Raw genomic sequence first — 16,203 nt, 5'->3', positions numbered from 1 at the left:
CGTTAAACATGCATCAAAAAAAGCGTCCTGTAACATTTACAGGACGCTCATTATTTTATAACTAAGCCAAAATACCATCCAATGCCGTTAGCAAAGCTTGGTTTTGTTCGGCTGTGCCAATGGTAATGCGTAAAAAATCGGCAATGCGTGGCTTTTCAAATTGGCGCACCAATACCGCACGCTCACGCAAAGCCGCCAATAATTCTTTGCCTTGGTGTTGTGGGTGGCATGCAAATACAAAATTGGTCGCGGAAGGCAATACTTCAAACCCGCGCGCTTGCAAGGCAGCCGTCACCACATCGCGCTGTGCCATCACAGCCGCGCGACATTCTTGGAAATACGCCTCGTCTTCAAACGCGGCAATGGCTGCCGCTTGCGCGACTTTATCGAGCGGATAAGAATTGAAGCTGTCTTTGACTCGTACCAAACCATCGATCAAAGTGGCTGAACCCAACGCAAAACCAATGCGCAAACCTGCCAATGAACGAGATTTGGACAAAGTTTGCACCACCAATAAGTTGGGATATTGGTTTAACAAAGCGCGGGCAGAATCGGCACCAAAATCGACATAAGCTTCGTCAATTAATACCACAGTTTGGCTAAAATGTTGCAATACACGTTCTAACTCAAACAAAGGCAAAGCCACGCCTGTTGGCGCATTTGGATTGGCAATCACCACACCTGCGACGCTGCTTGGATCTATCGCCAAATAGTCGTCAATGTTCACACGCAAACCATCGTCCAACGCCACTTTTTGACATTCAATCCCAAACAATGCGCCATAAACGGTATAGAAGCTGTAAGAAATATCAGGAATCAACAAAGGTTTTTGTTTGACGAAAAAGGCACGAAACGCATGCGCCAACACCTCATCCGAACCATTGCCCACAAACACTTGGCTTTCATGCACTTCATGGTATTGCGCCAAAGCGTCCAATAATTGACTCGATTGTGGGTCGGGATACAACTGCAAACCACTTTGCGCCGCTTGTGCTATCGCCGCCATCACTTTGGGTGACGGACCAAATGGGTTTTCATTGGTATTGAGTTTGACCAAATTGGCAATTTTAGGCTGCTCGCCTGGGACATATGGGTGCAATTGCGCAATGCCATCGCTCCAAAACACAGAATCCACACAACTTCCTTCCATTTTTCATCGCACTGCAAAAAACAATAATGTAGTGAGTTTTACACCGAAACACAAGCGCATGCCCCACAATACAAAAGCGTCCTGTAAGTTTTACAGGACGCTTGTGATGGTCAATTCAGCAAAATTATTGCTGTTTCAAACCTTTTTTATAGTATGGATAGCACAAAGCCAAAGCAATGAACCAAACAGGCGTTGCCAACAAACCAATACGGGTATCAGGCTCTTGCCAGAACAATACCAATACGAAAGCAAAAAATGCCATCGTCGCATAACACATTGGCACACCAAATGGCATTTTGTAATTAGATGCCAAATGTGCTTCAGGACGCACTTTGCGGTATTTCAAGTAAGACAACAAAATCACTGTCCACACAAAGAAAAAGCCAATGCTTGAAATGGTGGTCACGATGGTAAACACGTGCATCACATCGCCATCTGCATAAAGCAATGCCACGCCAATCAACAACAAAGCACAAGAATAAATCAAACCATTGCGTGGCACACCATTGCTAGACAATTTACCAAATGCTTTTGGTGCCAACTTGTTTTCAGACAAACCAAACAACATGCGGCCTGTAGAGAACATACCACTGTTTGCCGAAGACAAAGCTGAGGTCAATACCACAAAGTTAATCATGGCAGCGGCTGCACCAATACCAATCAAAGTAAACATATTCACAAATGGGCTCTTGTCAGCTGCAACCGAGCTCCAAGGCGTTACTGTCATGATGACAGACAATGCCAATACATAAAACACAATCACACGCACTGGGATTTTGTTAATCGCTTTAGGCAAGGTTTTGTGAGGATCCGCTGTTTCCGCAGAAGCCGTACCGACCAATTCAATACCTACAAATGCAAACACCGCAATTTGGAAAGCTGCAAAGAAACCAGACAAACCGTGCGGTAAAATACCATCATTCCACAAATTCGAAATTTGCGCTTTGTCGCCTGTTGGACCTTCAAAACCAGTAGCAATCAAGTAAATACCACAGCCAATCAAAGCCACAATCGCCACGATTTTAATCAAAGCAAACCAAAACTCCAATTCACCAAACAATTTTACCGACAACATGTTAAATGCCAACAAGAAAGCAATACACATCATGCCTGGCAACCACAATGGAATATCAGGCCACCAAAATTGCGCATAACCTGTAATGGCAACAATATCAGCGACACCAATGACCACCCAACAAAACCAGTATGTCCAACCGACAAAATAGCCCACAGTTGGACCTAACAAATCGGCCGAGAAATCCACAAATGATTTGTATTCCAAGTTGTGCAGCAACAATTCACCCATTGCTCGCATCACAAAGAACAAGAAAAAACCGATAATCATATAAGTGAACAAAACCGATGGTCCAGCCAAGCTGATGGTTTTGCCCGAACCCATAAACAAGCCGGTACCGATGGCACCGCCAATAGCAATTAATTGCAAATGGCGATTCTTTAAGGTTCGTTGCAAACCTTCGGAATGATGCTCAGACATAAAAAGTCCTCTTCTAAAAATCAATTTACCATGACGATATTAATGCAACCCTATTGTTTTTATTGAGTTGCAGAAAAGACCGTCACATTAACATAATTTAATATCTTTTTCTTTATATCTGCCATGTTTTAATTATCAAAACCACTACATTAAAATATACTAAACGAATAAAAAATCCTTCTAAGCCATTTTTTAAAATAAAATTTATATATAAATAAATTAAGCACTTTTTATTTGACCCATATAAAAACCAAATCTTAAGACCCTGATACGACAAAGAAATACAAGCCATCAAACAAGCCTTTTAAATCAAACAAACATGGTGATTAGGACTTATTTAATCAAGCAATGTTCTCAATTTGCTTTGTAACAAAACTAAGGTCTCTCGCCATAAAAAAACCTGTTGCAAGCAACAGGTTTGAAAATATTTTGAATTTTAAGACCCAATTTCACACTTAATGATGCAAAATCTTCGCCAAAAATTGCTGCGCACGTTCGCCACGAGGCGCACCGAAGAATTCATCTTTGCTGCAATCTTCCTCGATAATGCCTTTGTCCATGAAAATAATGCGGTCGGCCACTTGTCGTGCAAAACCCATTTCATGTGTGACACACATCATGGTCATGCCTTCTTTTGCCAAACTCACCATCACATCCAAAACTTCGTTAATCATTTCAGGGTCAAGTGCTGAAGTCGGCTCATCAAACAACATGGCGATAGGATCCATAGACAAAGCTCGGGCAATCGCCACACGTTGTTGTTGACCACCTGACAATTCAGCTGGATATTTATGCGCATGGGCACTCAAACCCACGCGATCCAAATATGCCAAACCTTTTTTCTTCGCCTCGTCCATAGAACGACCCAAAACTTTGACTTGTGCAACAGTCAAATTTTCAGTGATGCTCAAATGTGGAAACAATTCAAAATGCTGAAACACCATGCCCACACGGCTACGTAATTTAGACAAGTCGGTTTTAGGGTCTGCAATAGAGGTACCATTAACGATAATGTCACCTTTTTGAATTTCCTCCAAACCATTGACGGTTTTAATCAAAGTGGATTTACCGGAACCAGAAGGTCCACATACCACCACCACCTCACCTTTATTGATAGTGGTATTACAATCGGTCAATACTTGAAACTGCCCATACCACTTGCTGACATTTTGAATGTCAATCATGACTTCACTCATACACGTAACCTCTCATGCAATTTTTTCACGCCGTATGTAGCCAACAAGCTGATGGCAAAATACACCAATCCGGCAAAAATAATGTAACTTTCCAACATACCACCTGCCAAATTTTGACCACGCACATTGGCAGCGCGGAAAAAATCTGTAATACCAATGGCAACCACTAAAGTCGAATCTTGAAACAAAATGATGGTTTGCTGTAACAACAAAGGCAACATTTTGCGAAAAGCTTGCGGCAAAATCACCAACCGCATGGTTTGCCCATAAGTCATACCTAACGCATAAGCTGCAAAGGTTTGACCACGACTGATCGATTGAATACCCGCACGCACGATTTCAGAAAAATACGCGGCTTCAAACAACATAAAAGCCACCACTGCCGATTTAAATGCAATGTCGCCTTGAATGTATTTACCTGTAATGCCTGTATAGATAAACGGTACCGCAAAATAAAACCACATCAATACCAATAGCAATGGAATCGAACGAAATGTATTAACGTAAAATTTCGCAATCGCAGCAAAAGGCTTAAATGAAGACAAGCGCAATAAAGCTAAAATAGTACCAATCAACACACCGCCAATAGTGGCTGCAATCACAATTTGGATGGTTTTTAAAAACCCATCCCACAATAAGGGCCAAGAAATGGCCAAATCATCGAAAAACATATTATTTACCTCCCGCAATCAAACCTGGAACGCGCAATTTGCGTTCTAACAAGCCCATTAAGGCGATGAGGCTTAAATTCAACACAATGTAAACCAATGTGGCATAAGCATAAATTTCGATGGTCGCTTGTGTATATTCACTGATGGTTTTGACTTGGCTAATCAATTCAGATACGCCTACCAAAGAAGCAATCGAAGCATTTTTAAAACAGTTAGTCAGTTCCGAACTCAAAGGCGGTAAAATCACGCGAAAAGACTGTGGCAAAATCACAGTTTTGTACAATTGCGGTGTCGTAAAACCCAAAGCATAACCCGCATTTTTTTGACCCTTAGGCAAAGATTCAATACCTGTGCGTACTTGTTCACAAATACGTGCAGCGGTAAACAAACCCAAACCAATACTGGCAGAAATCAAAGCAGACGTATTAGATGGCAAATCTAGCCACCACAAACGCATATTCTCTGGCAACAATGTTGGCACTACGTAATACCAAACAAACAATTGAATTAACAATGGTATATTGCGAAATACGGTCACATAAGCCGTTGCGACCTTACGTGCCATAGGATTTGGCAAAGTACGCATCACACCCAATGTTGTACCCACTGCCATGGCAATAATCCAAGCAATGATACCAATGGTCAATAACCAGCCTAAACCTGTAAAAATCCAATCGAGATAAGTTTCATCACCAATGCCCGTAGCTTGTGACAAAACACCCCAATTCCATGTGTAATTCATATCAACCTCCCTTACTATAAAAAGCAGCCCAAAAGGTCTCTTTTGAGCTGCTTTTGTCTTTCTACCAATTATGCATCACGGTCGTGAGGGTTGGCAATCAAATCTTTGATATCGTTAGACATTGGGAAGTTCAAGTTCACACCTTTAGGTGGGATTGGAGATTCAAACCATTTTTTGTACATCTCATTGATTTCACCTGAAGCATAAGTTGCTTTGATGGCATCATCCACAACAGCCTTAAATTCCGCATCGCCTTTGCGCAACATACAACCATAAATTTCATGAATCGGTGCAGTACCTACGATATGCCATTTATTAGGATCTTTGGCTTTAGACTTTTCACCTGCCAATAAAATATCATCCATCATGAATGCTGCAGCACGACCACTTTCCAACATCAAGAAAGATTCTGCATGGTCTTTGGCTGAAATAATTTCAGAAATACCCAATTCTTGTTGCTTAGGTTTGATGTAACGCTCAGAAGTCGTACCTGCAGTCGTTACCAATTTTTTGCCTTTCAAGTCAGCAAAATCATTCACGCCTGAATCCGTAGACGTTAACAAGCGTGAGCCCACTTTGAAGAAGCCAGTTGAGAAAGCCACTTGTTGCTGGCGCTCTTGGTTATTGGTAGTAGAACCACACTCCAAGTCAGCCGTACCATTGGCAATCGATGGAATGCGATTTTGACTGGTTACCAAAGCGTAACGCACTTGCAAATCAGGCATATTCAATTTGGTTTTTACAGCATCAACCACTTTCAATTGCAAATCATGCGCAAAACCCACTGGTTGATTGGGCGTGTCAGCAATATAAGAAAATGGAATCGAAGAATCGCGGTGAGCCAAAACGATGGTTTTAGAAGATTTGATTTTATCTAAAGTGCCACCATCTGTCGCAGCAGGTGCTGCTGCCGTACCAGATGCTGGTGCAGCTGCACCTTGTGCAGGCTTGTCACCACCGCCACAAGCGGCCAGACCCATGACCAACATGGCGATACAAGACAATCGTGTTGCTTTTTGCGTCAACATAAGTAGTACTCCTATTCATCTATAATCTTTGTTTGAAACTGATTGCTATGACTCATACCTGAGGTTTTACACATTTATTTTCATAAATTAACAGATACTGCTTTTTTCATCATAAAACAGCAGCCTCACTATGACAATCATTTTCATTAAAACTGCTATATAAAAAAAGCGTCCTGTAAAATTTACAGGACGCTTTTCATGAAACAAATAAGCTAGTTATTAATCATTAATAAGCAACTTACCACGCATAGAAAAAGTAAATGCTTCTGTGATTTCCAACTCAACCATTTGATGAATCAAACGAGGATTACCCTCAAAATTGACCACACGGTTATTGGCAGTACGTGCTTGCATTTGATTAGGATCTTTTTTCGAAACACCTTCCACCAAACAACGCTGCACTGTACCAATCATAGACTGATTCACGCGCGCAGTTTCAGCTTCATGCAATTCATTCAAAGCCTCCAAGCGACGTACTTTCTCTTGGTGTGGTGTATCATCTGGCAAATTTGCCGCAGGCGTACCGGGACGAGGGCTGTAAATGAACACATAACTTAAGTCAAAACCAATATCTTTGACCAATTTCAAAGTTTGTTCAAACTCAGCTTCAGTCTCACCTGGAAAACCAACGATGAAATCCGAACTCAAGCACAAATCAGGGCGGTATTGACGTAATTTGCGAATAATCGATTTGTATTCCAAACCAGTATAACCGCGCTTCATTGCAGACAATACTCGATCCGAACCCGATTGAATCGGCAAATGCAGATGAGAGACCAATTTAGGCAAATCACGGTAACAATCGATGATGGCATCTGAGAATTCACGTGGATGACTGGTCGTAAAACGCATGCGCTCGATACCTGGCACTTCATGCACAATGCGCAATAATTGTGCAAAGTCACAAATATTGCCATCGGGCATTTCACCACGATATGCATTGACGTTTTGACCCAATAAATTGACTTCTTTCACACCTTGCTGTGCCAAACCAACAATCTCGGTCAACACATCTTCCAATGGTCGAGAAAATTCTTCACCACGCGTATAAGGTACTACGCAAAAACTACAATACTTAGAACAACCTTCCATGATAGAAATAAACGCCGAACCGCCTGTGACTTTTGCCGCAGGAATATGGTCGAATTTTTCAATTTCAGGGAAAGAAATGTCAACTTGGGATTTGCCTGATTCTTTTTTATCATCAATTAATTGTGGTAAACGATGTAAAGTTTGTGGCCCAAAAACCACATCAACATAAGGTGCACGTTCAACAATGTATTCACCTTCTTGCGAAGCCACACAGCCGCCCACCCCAATAATCAATTCAGGATTTTTTTCTTTTAACTTGCGTACACGACCCAAATCAGAAAAGACTTTTTCTTGGGCTTTTTCTCGTACACTGCAAGTGTTAAATAAAATAATGTCAGCGTTTTCAGGCTCGCTAACTTGTTCCAAATCTTCATTTTCGGCCAATACAGACAGCATTTTGTCTGAATCATATTCATTCATTTGGCAGCCGAAAGTGCGAATATATACTTTCTTCATTTGTGATTTGCTTCTCGCTGTTTCGCTATTTGACGAAATTGTTCACGTTCACGATCAGTTAAAATCCAAATTTCATTGATGTAATTGTAGGGGTCACGTTTGACTGCTACCAATTTGCCCTGGTGTTGCGAAAGACGACCATAAGTAATAAATCGGTTACTTTCATCACGCACTTTAACAGCAGTAGACATTTCAAATTCTTTGGAACGATCTAGCCAGCCCAAAGTAAAAAATTTCAACCATGAAAACCCATCAGGTGATAAAACCACCTCTTTGCCTTGTGAGGCTTTGAGTACGGCAATATCCATTGTCGGTGGTAAAGCACGCGCAGCAAAAACAATTTGCATGCTAACTAACAACAATATTCCTACTATGAGCTTTTTCATGACATCACCTTACAAAGAATGTAATTGGAATGATAGCAAACTTCATACAAAACAAAAACCAACCCGGTTAAAGGGTTGGTTTTTGTTTACCAAGACTGATTACTCAGCTGCTTGTGCTTGAGCTGGTCCTTCAACCAATTCAACCAAAGCCATAGGCGCATTGTCACCTTTGCGGAAACCGCATTTCAAGATGCGTACGTAGCCACCATTACGGTTAGTGAAACGAGGACCTAAGTCACCAAACAATTTCACTACTACATCACGATCACGAGTACGGTCAAACGCCAAGCGGCGGTTAGCCAATGAAGGTTTTTTGCCCAATGTAATCAAAGGCTCAACCACACGGCGCAATTCTTTAGCCTTAGGCAAAGTGGTCACGATAGACTCGTGAGTCACCAAAGAATTAGCCATATTTTGCAACATCGCTTTACGATGACTGCTGGTACGGTTTAATTTTCGGTTAGCATTACGATGACGCATGTCATAATCCTTTAAAAGTCAACTTAGGGCTTCTCTAAGCCGGCTGGTGGCCAAGACTCAAGTTTAGAACCCAAGGTCAAACCTTTGGACGCAAGTACTTCTTTGATTTCATTCAAAGACTTACGACCTAAGTTAGGTGTTTTCAGCAATTCTGTTTCTGTGCGTTGAATCAAATCGCCGATATAGTAGATATCTTCCGCTTTTAAGCAGTTTGCAGAGCGAACTGTCAATTCCAAATCGTCTACAGGACGCAATAGAATTGGATCTACTGGAGGTGCTTTTTCAACTACTTCCTCAACAGGAGTACCTTGTAAATCAGCAAAAATTGACAATTGGTCGATCAAGATACGAGCTGCACTGCGTACTGCTTGCTCAGGATCGATAGAGCCATTGGTATCAATATCCAATACCAAACGGTCCAAATCAGTACGCTGTTCCACACGAGCAGATTCAACGTCAAAGCTGACGCGACTTACTGGTGAGAAACTTGCATCCAATTGGATGGCACCGATTTCTTGATTGTCATCACGATTACGACGACCTGCAACTGATTGATAGCCACGACCAACATCCACTTTAATGTGCATATCGATAGCGCCATTTGATGACAAATGACAAATCACATGTTCAGGGTTTAACACCTCAACATCATGTGACAATTCAATATCACCAGCAGTTACTACGCCTTCACCGTTTTTTTGCAATTTCAAAACTACTTGTTGACGGCTGTGTAATTTGAAAACCACACCTTTCAGGTTCAGCAAAATATCAACTACATCTTCTTGCACACCATCAATGGTGGAGTACTCATGCAAAACACCGGCGATAGAAACCTCCGTCGGTGCTGCACCATTCATGGAAGAAAGCAAGATTCGACGTAATGCATTACCCAACGTATGTCCGAAACCGCGTTCAAACGGCTCCATAGACACTTTAGCACGTGTAGCCGAAAGTGTTTCTACTTCGATCGTACGCGGCTTTAAAAATTCAGATGCGTTGCTTTGCATTAAGCGATTCCTCAACAATCTAGCTATTATTTAGAGTAGAACTCAACGACTAATTGTTCTTTAATGTCAGCAGACAATTCAGAACGGTCAGGAACATTTTTAAATGTACCTTCTAATTTTTGTGCGTCGACGCTCACCCAGCTTGGCAAGCCGATTTGAGTTGCCAATGCCAAAGCTTCTTGAATACGAACTTGTTTTTTAGCTTTTTCGCGAACAGACACTACATCACCAGCTTTAACTTGGTAAGAAGCAATGTTAACTACTTGGCCATTAACAACGATGGCTTTGTGTGAAACCAATTGACGTGCTTCAGCACGGGTAGAACCAAAACCCATGCGGAATACCACGTTGTCCAAACGAGATTCCAACAATTGCAACAACAATTCGCCAGTTGAACCTTTGCGACGTTCAGCTTCAGCAAAGTAACGACGGAATTGACCTTCCAAGATGCCATAAATGCGACGAATTTTTTGTTTTTCGCGCAATTGCAAACCGTAGTCAGACAAGCGACCACGTTTAGCACCGTGTTGACCAGGTGCTGTGTCAATTTTACATTTAGAATCGATAGAGCGACGAGCGCTCTTCAAATACAGGTCGCTGCCTTCACGACGAGCTAATTTACATTTAGGGCCAATATAACGTGCCATACTTACAACTCCGGATTAAATTCGACGTTTTTTCGGTGGACGGCATCCGTTGTGCGGAATAGGCGTCACATCAGAAATGCTGGTAATTTTGAATCCAAGAGCATTCAGTGCACGTACTGAAGATTCGCGACCAGGGCCAGGGCCTTTGATACGAACTTCCAAGTTTTTAACACCATACTCTTGGGCAACTTTACCAGCTGCTTCTGCAGCAACCTGTGCTGCAAATGGTGTGCTTTTACGTGAACCTTTAAAACCAGCACCGCCAGAGGTAGCCCAAGATAACGCATTGCCTTGACGATCTGTGATGGTAATAATCGTATTGTTGAAAGATGCGTGAACGTGCACGATGCCTTCAGATACGGTTTTACGTATTTTTTTGCGCACACGCGTAGCTGTGTTTGCTTTAGCCATTCTAATTAATTCCTTTTAATTATTTCTTACCGGCAATCGCTTTACGCGGACCTTTACGGGTACGAGCATTGGTGCGAGTGCGTTGACCACGGCAAGGTAAGCCGCGACGATGACGCATACCACGATAGCAACCCATGTCCATCAAACGTTTGATGTTCATAGTCACTTCACGACGCAAGTCACCTTCAACTTCAAATTGAGCTACTTTCTCACGCAAAACATCCAACTGCTCTTCAGTCAAATCTTTTACTTTAGTAGTAGTAGCAATGCCTGCTTGATCACAGATCAATTGGGCACGAGTCAAACCAATACCATAGATGGCTTGCAAGCCAATTACGATATGGGCGTTGTTAGGGATGTTAACCCCAGCAATACGAGCCATAGTTATTCCTTAAGGCAAATTTGCCTATTATATCAGAAAAGGTTTAAAAAATTAACCTTGACGTTGTTTGTGACGTGGGTCTGTGCAAATTACACGTACCACGCGATTACGTCGAATGATTTTACAATTACGACAAATCTTTTTCACAGAAGGCTGAACACGCATCTGATGAATCCTTTCGCACTATTTGGTTCTAAATACTATTCGCGCACGACTTAAATCATAAGGAGTCATCTCCACAGTAACTTTGTCACCAGGAGAAATCCGAATATAATGCATACGCATTTTACCTGAAATATGACCCAATACCACATGGTCATTTTCCAATTTCACTTTAAAGGTTGCGTTGGGTAACATCTCCAACACTTCACCTTGCATTTGTATCGTATCTTCTTTAGCCATTTTATCGCTTACCACCCAAACGCTCTTGCGAGCGTTTCATCAAACTATCGTACTGGCTGCTCATGACATAAGACGCAATTTGTGTTCTAAAGTCCATGGTCACAACCACCATAATTAACAAAGAAGTACCACCTAAGTAAAACGGCACATTAACTGCGCTAGTCAAAAACTCAGGAATCAAACACACAATAGCAATATAAATTGCACCAAAGAATGTCAAATTGAGTACTACTTTTTCTAAATATGCAGATGTTTGTTGGCCTGGGCGAATACCTGGGATAAACGCACCACTCTTTTTCAGATTCTCTGCCATTTCACGCGGGCTGAATACCAAAGCCGTGTAAAAATAACAAAAGAATATGATGGCACAAGCAAAGAAAATGATAAATAGAGGCTGGCCATGTTGTAAATAGCCCGCTACTTTACCAAACCAAGATAACTGATCATCTGCACCGAACCAACTTAAAATTGTGGTTGGAAACAAAATAATACTAGACGCAAAAATAGGAGGAATCACACCAGCCATATTTAACTTAAATGGCATAAAGGTCGATTGACCTTGAGTGACTTTATTGCCTACTTGGCGTTTTGCATATTCTACTTTTACTTTACGCTGGGCACTCTCTACAAATACTACAGCATATACCAATGCCAACGCACCAACTACAATTAACAACGCTGTGAACCAGCTCATTGAACCCTGACTAATCAAAGTCAATAATTGACTGATACCAGCTGGAATACCTGCGGCAATACCTGCGCAGATAATTAAGGAAATACCGTTACCGATGCCACGTTCAGTGATTTGCTCACCCAACCACATCAAGAACATAGTGCCTGTTACCAAGCAAATAATGGTCGATACAAAAAACTCGATCTTCGGAGTAACAACCATACCTGGCTGATTATACAAAAATACTGCTGTACCAAATGCTTGCGCTGTTGCCAAAAGTACTGTGGCGTAACGCGTGTACTTGGTAATTTTACGCTTCCCTGCCTCACCATCTTTTTTGAGTTCTTTTAAAGAAGGAACCATTTCAGAAGCCAATTGTATAATAATTGATGCTGAAATATAAGGCATAATGCCAATGGCAAAAATAGAGAACCGCTCCAATGAGCCACCTGCAAACATGTTCAACATGCCAAGTAAACCATTATTGGCACTATTAAACAATTGAGTTAAGGTAGACGCATCGATACCGGGTACAGGGATATGAGCACCGATCCTAAAAACTACCAACGCACCTATTAAAAAAAAGATGCGTTGTTTCAGGTCGGCAAACTTAGTAGAACCAGAGTTTTTTGGGTTTGCCATCAATATAGACCTTAATCAGACAATTTGCCGCCAGCAGCTTCAATCGCCACTTTAGCAGAAGCAGTCGCTTTGATACCAGCACCTAATTGAACTGCACGTTCAATTTGACCTGTACCAATAACTTTTACTACTTTAGCATTTTGAGAAATGATTTGAGCTTGTTTCAAAGCCAACAAATCAACTTCACTAACTGGCAAATTGTTCAATTGTGACAAAGTGATTTCGTCGTTAAACTTAGCAGTTACTGAACGGAAACCACGTTTAGGCAAACGGCGTTGCAAAGGCATTTGACCGCCTTCAAAACCTACTTTATGGAAGCCACCTTTACGGCTTTTTTGGCCTTTATGACCACGACCACAAGTTTTACCTAAACCTGAACCAATACCACGACCTACGCGACGAGCGTAGTGAGTAGCACCTTCAGCTGGCTTAATGGTATTTAATTGCATCTTAATCCTCCACTTTCAACAAATAAGAAATTTTGTTGATCATGCCGCGGTTTTCTGGAGTGTCTAACACTTCTACAGTATGTTCGCGGTGACGCAAACCCAAACCACGTGCACAAGCACGGTGTTTTTCGATACAGCCAATTAAGCTTTTAGCCAAAGTGACTTTGATTTTTTTAGTCTCAGTCATCTTATTCACCTAAAATTTCATCAACAGTTAAGCCACGTTTAGCAGCAATATCTGAAGGTGTATACAATTTGCTCAAGCCATCCAAAGTAGCACGAACAATGTTGTAAGGGTTAGTAGAACCATGTACTTTAGCAGAGATGTTATGGATACCCATAGCATCAAATACCAAACGCATAGGACCACCAGCTTTCACACCATTACCTTCTTTAGCAGGTTGCATGAACACTTTAGTAGCGCCATGTTTACCAACCACTGCGTGGTGAATGGTTGTACCATTTAAAGGTACTTTGATCATGTTGCGACGAGCTTGATCCATTGCTTTTTGAACGGCAACAGGTACTTCTTTAGATTTACCTTTACCCATGCCAATACGACCATCACCATCACCAACTACTGTTAGTGCTGAGAAAGCCATAATACGGCCACCTTTAACCACTTTAGTCACGCGGTTGACTGCGACCATCTTTTCAATTAAGCCATCGCCGCGATCGTCAATTTCGTGTTTTGCCATTTGTAAACTCCAAACTTACTATTAGAAACTGAGACCGTTTTCACGGGCAGCATCGGCCAATGCTTTTACACGACCATGGTATTTGAAACCAGCACGGTCAAACGCAACTTTTTCAACACCAGCAGCTTTAGCTGCTTCTGCAATGCGTTTACCAACCAATTGAGCTGCTTCAACAGAGCTACCTGATTTCAAGTCGCCACGTACTGCAGTTTCAACTGTAGATGCTTGAGCCAACACTTTGTCGCCTTCAGCAGAGATAATTTGGGCATAAATGTGATTGTTTGAACGATAAACACTCAATCTTTCAATACCTAAGCCCGCAATTTTGGCACGGGTTTTACGTGCACGGCGGAGTCTTGCAACTTTTTTATTCATTTATCGAGCCTCAATTATTTTTTCTTAGTCTCTTTAATAACCACTTTTTCGTCTGCATAACGAACACCTTTGCCTTTATAAGGCTCAGGAGGACGATAACCACGAACTTCGGCAGCTACTTGACCAACTTTTTGCTTGTCAGCACCAGAAATAACAATTTCAGTTTGAGATGGAGTAACCGCAGTTACGCCTTCTGGCAATTCATAAGCAACAGGATGAGAGAAACCCAATGACAAGTTCAAGATTTGACCTTGAGCTTGCGCGCGGTAACCCACGCCAATCAATTGCAATTTCTTCTCAAAACCTTCAGCAACACCTTTAACCATGTTGTTTACCAAAGCACGTAAAGTGCCTGACATGGCGCCAGCATGTTTGCTGTCATTATTAGGAGTGAAAGTCAATTGACCTTCTTCCAAAGCAATGTTTACGTCTTGAGACAAAGGCAATGACAATTCGCCATTTTTGCCAGAGATAGTCAAAACTTCAGTACCAAACTTTACTTCTACACCAGCAGGGATAACAACTGGACTTTTAGCAACGCGAGACATTAAACAACACTCCTTATGCTACTACGCAAAGCAATTCGCCACCAACACTGTTGGCACGTGCTTTACGATCAGTCATTACACCTTTAGAGGTGCTAACAATAGCCACGCCTAAACCATTCATTACTGAAGGAATTTCGTTAGCCGCTTTGTATACGCGCAAGCCTGGGCGAGAAACACGTTGAATGTGCTCGATTACAGGACGACCTGCGTAATACTTCAATTGAATTTCTAAGGTTGCTTTAACTTCACCAGCAACGCTGTAATCTTCAATGTAACCTTCTTCTTTCAAAACTTGCGCAATAGCAGTTTTGATTTTTGAAGATGGCATTGCAACCGTGTTTTTATTTACACGTTGAGCGTTGCGAATGCGGGTCAACATATCAGAAATCGGATCATGCATACTCATATCTTAAGCCCTCATTCATTACCAACTTGATTTAATCACACCAGGAATTTCGCCACGCATTGCGATTTCGCGAACCTTGGTACGAGCCAAACCAAATTTACGGAAAGTGCCACGAGGGCGACCAGTCAATGCACAACGACGACGTTGGCGAACTGGCATTGCATTACGAGGAATGCTTTGGAATTTTAAACGAGCTTCAAAACGTTCTTCCGCAGTAGCGCTTTCGTCATTAATGACAGCGAAAATCGCTTCACGTTTAGCAGCATATTTAATAGCCAATGCTTCACGTTTTGATTCACGATTAATTAGTGCTTTCTTAGCCATGAATTAACCTTTAAATGGGAATTTGAACAATGACAACAAAGCTTTCGCTTCTTCATCAGTTTGTGCAGTAGTAGTAATCGTAATATTCAAACCACGCAATGCATCGATTTTGTCATATTCAATTTCAGGGAAAATGATTTGTTCGCGTACACCCATGTTGAAGTTACCGCTACCATCAAATGATTTACCATTCACACCACGGAAGTCACGCACGCGAGGCAAAGAGATGGTAATCAAACGATCCAAGAATTCAAACATGCGTTCGCGACGCAAAGTCACTTTACAACCCACTGGGTAGTTATCACGGATTTTGAAACCCGCGATTGACTTGCGAGCCAAAGTTACAACTGGTTTTTGACCAGCAATTTTTTCCAAATCAGAAACAGCGTGATCCATTACTTTTTTATCTGCAACAGCCTCACCAACACCCATGTTCAAGGTGATTTTTTCAATGCGTGGTACTTGCATTACAGATTCGTAGTTGAATTGTTTCATCAACTCTGGAACCACGGTTTCTTTGTAAAAGTCGCTTAAACGTGCCAT

Annotated in this window: 24 protein-coding genes; all 24 read right to left on the bottom strand. The window is 41.8% G+C overall.

Annotated features, from left to right (window positions below; all coding sequences use genetic code 11):
- Nucleotides 1-61 precede the first annotated feature (61 nt).
- The 24 genes from hisC to rplE all read right to left on the bottom strand — a co-directional run bounded on the left by hisC (nt 62) and on the right by rplE (nt 16,203).
- Complete coding sequence (gene hisC, locus ADP71_RS12855) at nt 62-1,135, bottom strand: histidinol-phosphate transaminase (RefSeq protein WP_019959408.1); 1,074 nt, start codon at nt 1,133-1,135, stop codon at nt 62-64.
- Nucleotides 1,136-1,274: 139 nt separating this feature from the next.
- Nucleotides 1,275-2,645, bottom strand: coding sequence for a D-serine/D-alanine/glycine transporter (gene cycA / locus ADP71_RS12850; RefSeq protein WP_019959409.1), 1,371 nt, complete (start codon nt 2,643-2,645; stop codon nt 1,275-1,277).
- Between the two features lie 455 nt (nt 2,646-3,100).
- Nucleotides 3,101-3,829, bottom strand: a complete 729-nt coding sequence (locus ADP71_RS12845) for an amino acid ABC transporter ATP-binding protein (RefSeq protein ID WP_171461227.1) — start codon at nt 3,827-3,829, stop codon at nt 3,101-3,103.
- Between the two features lie 8 nt (nt 3,830-3,837).
- The gene (locus ADP71_RS12840) at nt 3,838-4,512 is read right to left on the bottom strand and encodes an ABC transporter permease subunit (protein WP_019959411.1); all 675 of its coding nucleotides are present in this window, start codon (nt 4,510-4,512) and stop codon (nt 3,838-3,840) included.
- A gap of 1 nt (nt 4,513) precedes the next feature.
- Nucleotides 4,514-5,254, bottom strand: a complete 741-nt coding sequence (locus tag ADP71_RS12835; RefSeq protein ID WP_019959412.1) for an amino acid ABC transporter permease — start codon at nt 5,252-5,254, stop codon at nt 4,514-4,516.
- 68 nt (nt 5,255-5,322) lie between these two features.
- Entirely contained in the window at nt 5,323-6,282 is a 960-nt protein-coding gene (locus tag ADP71_RS12830; RefSeq protein WP_104932342.1) for a transporter substrate-binding domain-containing protein, read from the bottom strand.
- A 219-nt stretch (nt 6,283-6,501) separates the two neighbouring features.
- On the bottom strand, nt 6,502-7,830 hold the full coding sequence (miaB, locus tag ADP71_RS12825) for a tRNA (N6-isopentenyl adenosine(37)-C2)-methylthiotransferase MiaB (RefSeq protein WP_026353707.1): 1,329 nt from the start codon (nt 7,828-7,830) through the stop codon (nt 6,502-6,504).
- Nucleotides 7,827-8,216 (bottom strand): hypothetical protein, encoded by a 390-nt coding sequence (locus ADP71_RS12820; RefSeq protein ID WP_026353708.1) that lies wholly within the window; start codon nt 8,214-8,216, stop codon nt 7,827-7,829. The genes miaB and ADP71_RS12820 overlap by 4 nt, the downstream gene beginning before the upstream one ends.
- Nucleotides 8,217-8,315: 99 nt before the next feature.
- Complete coding sequence (gene rplQ, locus ADP71_RS12815; RefSeq protein ID WP_104932341.1) at nt 8,316-8,696, bottom strand: 50S ribosomal protein L17; 381 nt, start codon at nt 8,694-8,696, stop codon at nt 8,316-8,318.
- Between the two features lie 23 nt (nt 8,697-8,719).
- The gene (locus ADP71_RS12810) at nt 8,720-9,703 is read right to left on the bottom strand and encodes a DNA-directed RNA polymerase subunit alpha (protein ID WP_104932340.1); all 984 of its coding nucleotides are present in this window, start codon (nt 9,701-9,703) and stop codon (nt 8,720-8,722) included.
- A 26-nt stretch (nt 9,704-9,729) separates the two neighbouring features.
- Complete coding sequence (gene rpsD, locus ADP71_RS12805; RefSeq protein WP_019959418.1) at nt 9,730-10,350, bottom strand: 30S ribosomal protein S4; 621 nt, start codon at nt 10,348-10,350, stop codon at nt 9,730-9,732.
- 15 nt (nt 10,351-10,365) lie between these two features.
- On the bottom strand, nt 10,366-10,761 hold the full coding sequence (gene rpsK / locus ADP71_RS12800) for a 30S ribosomal protein S11 (protein WP_019959419.1): 396 nt from the start codon (nt 10,759-10,761) through the stop codon (nt 10,366-10,368).
- Between the two features lie 19 nt (nt 10,762-10,780).
- Complete coding sequence (gene rpsM, locus ADP71_RS12795; RefSeq protein ID WP_019959420.1) at nt 10,781-11,143, bottom strand: 30S ribosomal protein S13; 363 nt, start codon at nt 11,141-11,143, stop codon at nt 10,781-10,783.
- Between the two features lie 51 nt (nt 11,144-11,194).
- Nucleotides 11,195-11,308 (bottom strand): 50S ribosomal protein L36, encoded by a 114-nt coding sequence (gene rpmJ, locus ADP71_RS12790; protein WP_003697674.1) that lies wholly within the window; start codon nt 11,306-11,308, stop codon nt 11,195-11,197.
- An 18-nt stretch (nt 11,309-11,326) separates the two neighbouring features.
- A complete protein-coding gene (infA, locus tag ADP71_RS12785; RefSeq protein WP_019959421.1) occupies nt 11,327-11,545 on the bottom strand; it encodes a translation initiation factor IF-1 in 219 nt (72 codons plus the stop codon).
- A gap of 1 nt (nt 11,546) precedes the next feature.
- Complete coding sequence (gene secY / locus ADP71_RS12780; RefSeq protein ID WP_026353709.1) at nt 11,547-12,860, bottom strand: preprotein translocase subunit SecY; 1,314 nt, start codon at nt 12,858-12,860, stop codon at nt 11,547-11,549.
- 11 nt (nt 12,861-12,871) lie between these two features.
- On the bottom strand, nt 12,872-13,309 hold the full coding sequence (rplO, locus tag ADP71_RS12775; RefSeq protein ID WP_019959423.1) for a 50S ribosomal protein L15: 438 nt from the start codon (nt 13,307-13,309) through the stop codon (nt 12,872-12,874).
- 1 nt (nt 13,310) lies between these two features.
- Nucleotides 13,311-13,496 carry a 50S ribosomal protein L30 gene (rpmD, locus tag ADP71_RS12770; RefSeq protein WP_019959424.1) on the bottom strand — a complete coding sequence of 62 codons (186 nt, stop codon included), beginning with the start codon at nt 13,494-13,496 and terminating at the stop codon, nt 13,311-13,313.
- Nucleotide 13,497: 1 nt separating this feature from the next.
- The gene (gene rpsE, locus ADP71_RS12765; protein WP_019959425.1) at nt 13,498-14,007 is read right to left on the bottom strand and encodes a 30S ribosomal protein S5; all 510 of its coding nucleotides are present in this window, start codon (nt 14,005-14,007) and stop codon (nt 13,498-13,500) included.
- Nucleotides 14,008-14,028: 21 nt separating this feature from the next.
- On the bottom strand, nt 14,029-14,382 hold the full coding sequence (rplR, locus tag ADP71_RS12760; protein ID WP_019959426.1) for a 50S ribosomal protein L18: 354 nt from the start codon (nt 14,380-14,382) through the stop codon (nt 14,029-14,031).
- A gap of 14 nt (nt 14,383-14,396) precedes the next feature.
- Nucleotides 14,397-14,930 (bottom strand): 50S ribosomal protein L6, encoded by a 534-nt coding sequence (rplF, locus tag ADP71_RS12755; protein ID WP_019959427.1) that lies wholly within the window; start codon nt 14,928-14,930, stop codon nt 14,397-14,399.
- A gap of 13 nt (nt 14,931-14,943) precedes the next feature.
- Entirely contained in the window at nt 14,944-15,336 is a 393-nt protein-coding gene (gene rpsH / locus ADP71_RS12750; RefSeq protein WP_019959428.1) for a 30S ribosomal protein S8, read from the bottom strand.
- An 18-nt stretch (nt 15,337-15,354) separates the two neighbouring features.
- Nucleotides 15,355-15,660 (bottom strand): 30S ribosomal protein S14, encoded by a 306-nt coding sequence (gene rpsN, locus ADP71_RS12745; RefSeq protein WP_019959429.1) that lies wholly within the window; start codon nt 15,658-15,660, stop codon nt 15,355-15,357.
- Nucleotides 15,661-15,663: 3 nt separating this feature from the next.
- Nucleotides 15,664-16,203 (bottom strand): 50S ribosomal protein L5, encoded by a 540-nt coding sequence (gene rplE, locus ADP71_RS12740; protein ID WP_019959430.1) that lies wholly within the window; start codon nt 16,201-16,203, stop codon nt 15,664-15,666.

It is taken from the genome of Vitreoscilla sp. C1, from assembly GCF_002951955.2.
Lineage (GTDB): Bacteria > Pseudomonadota > Gammaproteobacteria > Burkholderiales > Neisseriaceae > Vitreoscilla > Vitreoscilla stercoraria.
This window is presented reverse-complemented; position numbering and strand designations above follow the sequence as displayed.

What these genes read in the sequence shown, in the direction of transcription:
- rplF (WP_019959427.1), bottom strand. Translation starts at nt 14,930, where the DNA reads ATGTCTCGCGTTGCTAAAAGTCCAGTTGTTATCCCTGCTGGTGTAGAA.
- ADP71_RS12845 (WP_171461227.1), bottom strand. Translation starts at nt 3,829, where the DNA reads ATGATTGACATTCAAAATGTCAGCAAGTGGTATGGGCAGTTTCAAGTA.
- ADP71_RS12830 (WP_104932342.1), bottom strand. Translation starts at nt 6,282, where the DNA reads ATGTTGACGCAAAAAGCAACACGATTGTCTTGTATCGCCATGTTGGTC.
- cycA (WP_019959409.1), bottom strand. Translation starts at nt 2,645, where the DNA reads ATGTCTGAGCATCATTCCGAAGGTTTGCAACGAACCTTAAAGAATCGC.
- rpmD (WP_019959424.1), bottom strand. Translation starts at nt 13,496, where the DNA reads ATGACTGAGACTAAAAAAATCAAAGTCACTTTGGCTAAAAGCTTAATT.
- ADP71_RS12810 (WP_104932340.1), bottom strand. Translation starts at nt 9,703, where the DNA reads ATGCAAAGCAACGCATCTGAATTTTTAAAGCCGCGTACGATCGAAGTA.
- rpsE (WP_019959425.1), bottom strand. Translation starts at nt 14,007, where the DNA reads ATGGCAAAACACGAAATTGACGATCGCGGCGATGGCTTAATTGAAAAG.
- rpsH (WP_019959428.1), bottom strand. Translation starts at nt 15,336, where the DNA reads ATGAGTATGCATGATCCGATTTCTGATATGTTGACCCGCATTCGCAAC.
- rpsN (WP_019959429.1), bottom strand. Translation starts at nt 15,660, where the DNA reads ATGGCTAAGAAAGCACTAATTAATCGTGAATCAAAACGTGAAGCATTG.
- miaB (WP_026353707.1), bottom strand. Translation starts at nt 7,830, where the DNA reads ATGAAGAAAGTATATATTCGCACTTTCGGCTGCCAAATGAATGAATAT.
- rplE (WP_019959430.1), bottom strand. Translation starts at nt 16,203, where the DNA reads ATGGCACGTTTAAGCGACTTTTACAAAGAAACCGTGGTTCCAGAGTTG.
- ADP71_RS12840 (WP_019959411.1), bottom strand. Translation starts at nt 4,512, where the DNA reads ATGTTTTTCGATGATTTGGCCATTTCTTGGCCCTTATTGTGGGATGGG.
- ADP71_RS12835 (WP_019959412.1), bottom strand. Translation starts at nt 5,254, where the DNA reads ATGAATTACACATGGAATTGGGGTGTTTTGTCACAAGCTACGGGCATT.
- rpmJ (WP_003697674.1), bottom strand. Translation starts at nt 11,308, where the DNA reads ATGCGTGTTCAGCCTTCTGTGAAAAAGATTTGTCGTAATTGTAAAATC.
- infA (WP_019959421.1), bottom strand. Translation starts at nt 11,545, where the DNA reads ATGGCTAAAGAAGATACGATACAAATGCAAGGTGAAGTGTTGGAGATG.
- rpsD (WP_019959418.1), bottom strand. Translation starts at nt 10,350, where the DNA reads ATGGCACGTTATATTGGCCCTAAATGTAAATTAGCTCGTCGTGAAGGC.
- rplO (WP_019959423.1), bottom strand. Translation starts at nt 13,309, where the DNA reads ATGCAATTAAATACCATTAAGCCAGCTGAAGGTGCTACTCACTACGCT.
- rplR (WP_019959426.1), bottom strand. Translation starts at nt 14,382, where the DNA reads ATGAATAAAAAAGTTGCAAGACTCCGCCGTGCACGTAAAACCCGTGCC.
- ADP71_RS12820 (WP_026353708.1), bottom strand. Translation starts at nt 8,216, where the DNA reads ATGAAAAAGCTCATAGTAGGAATATTGTTGTTAGTTAGCATGCAAATT.
- secY (WP_026353709.1), bottom strand. Translation starts at nt 12,860, where the DNA reads ATGGCAAACCCAAAAAACTCTGGTTCTACTAAGTTTGCCGACCTGAAA.
- rplQ (WP_104932341.1), bottom strand. Translation starts at nt 8,696, where the DNA reads ATGCGTCATCGTAATGCTAACCGAAAATTAAACCGTACCAGCAGTCAT.
- rpsM (WP_019959420.1), bottom strand. Translation starts at nt 11,143, where the DNA reads ATGGCTCGTATTGCTGGGGTTAACATCCCTAACAACGCCCATATCGTA.
- rpsK (WP_019959419.1), bottom strand. Translation starts at nt 10,761, where the DNA reads ATGGCTAAAGCAAACACAGCTACGCGTGTGCGCAAAAAAATACGTAAA.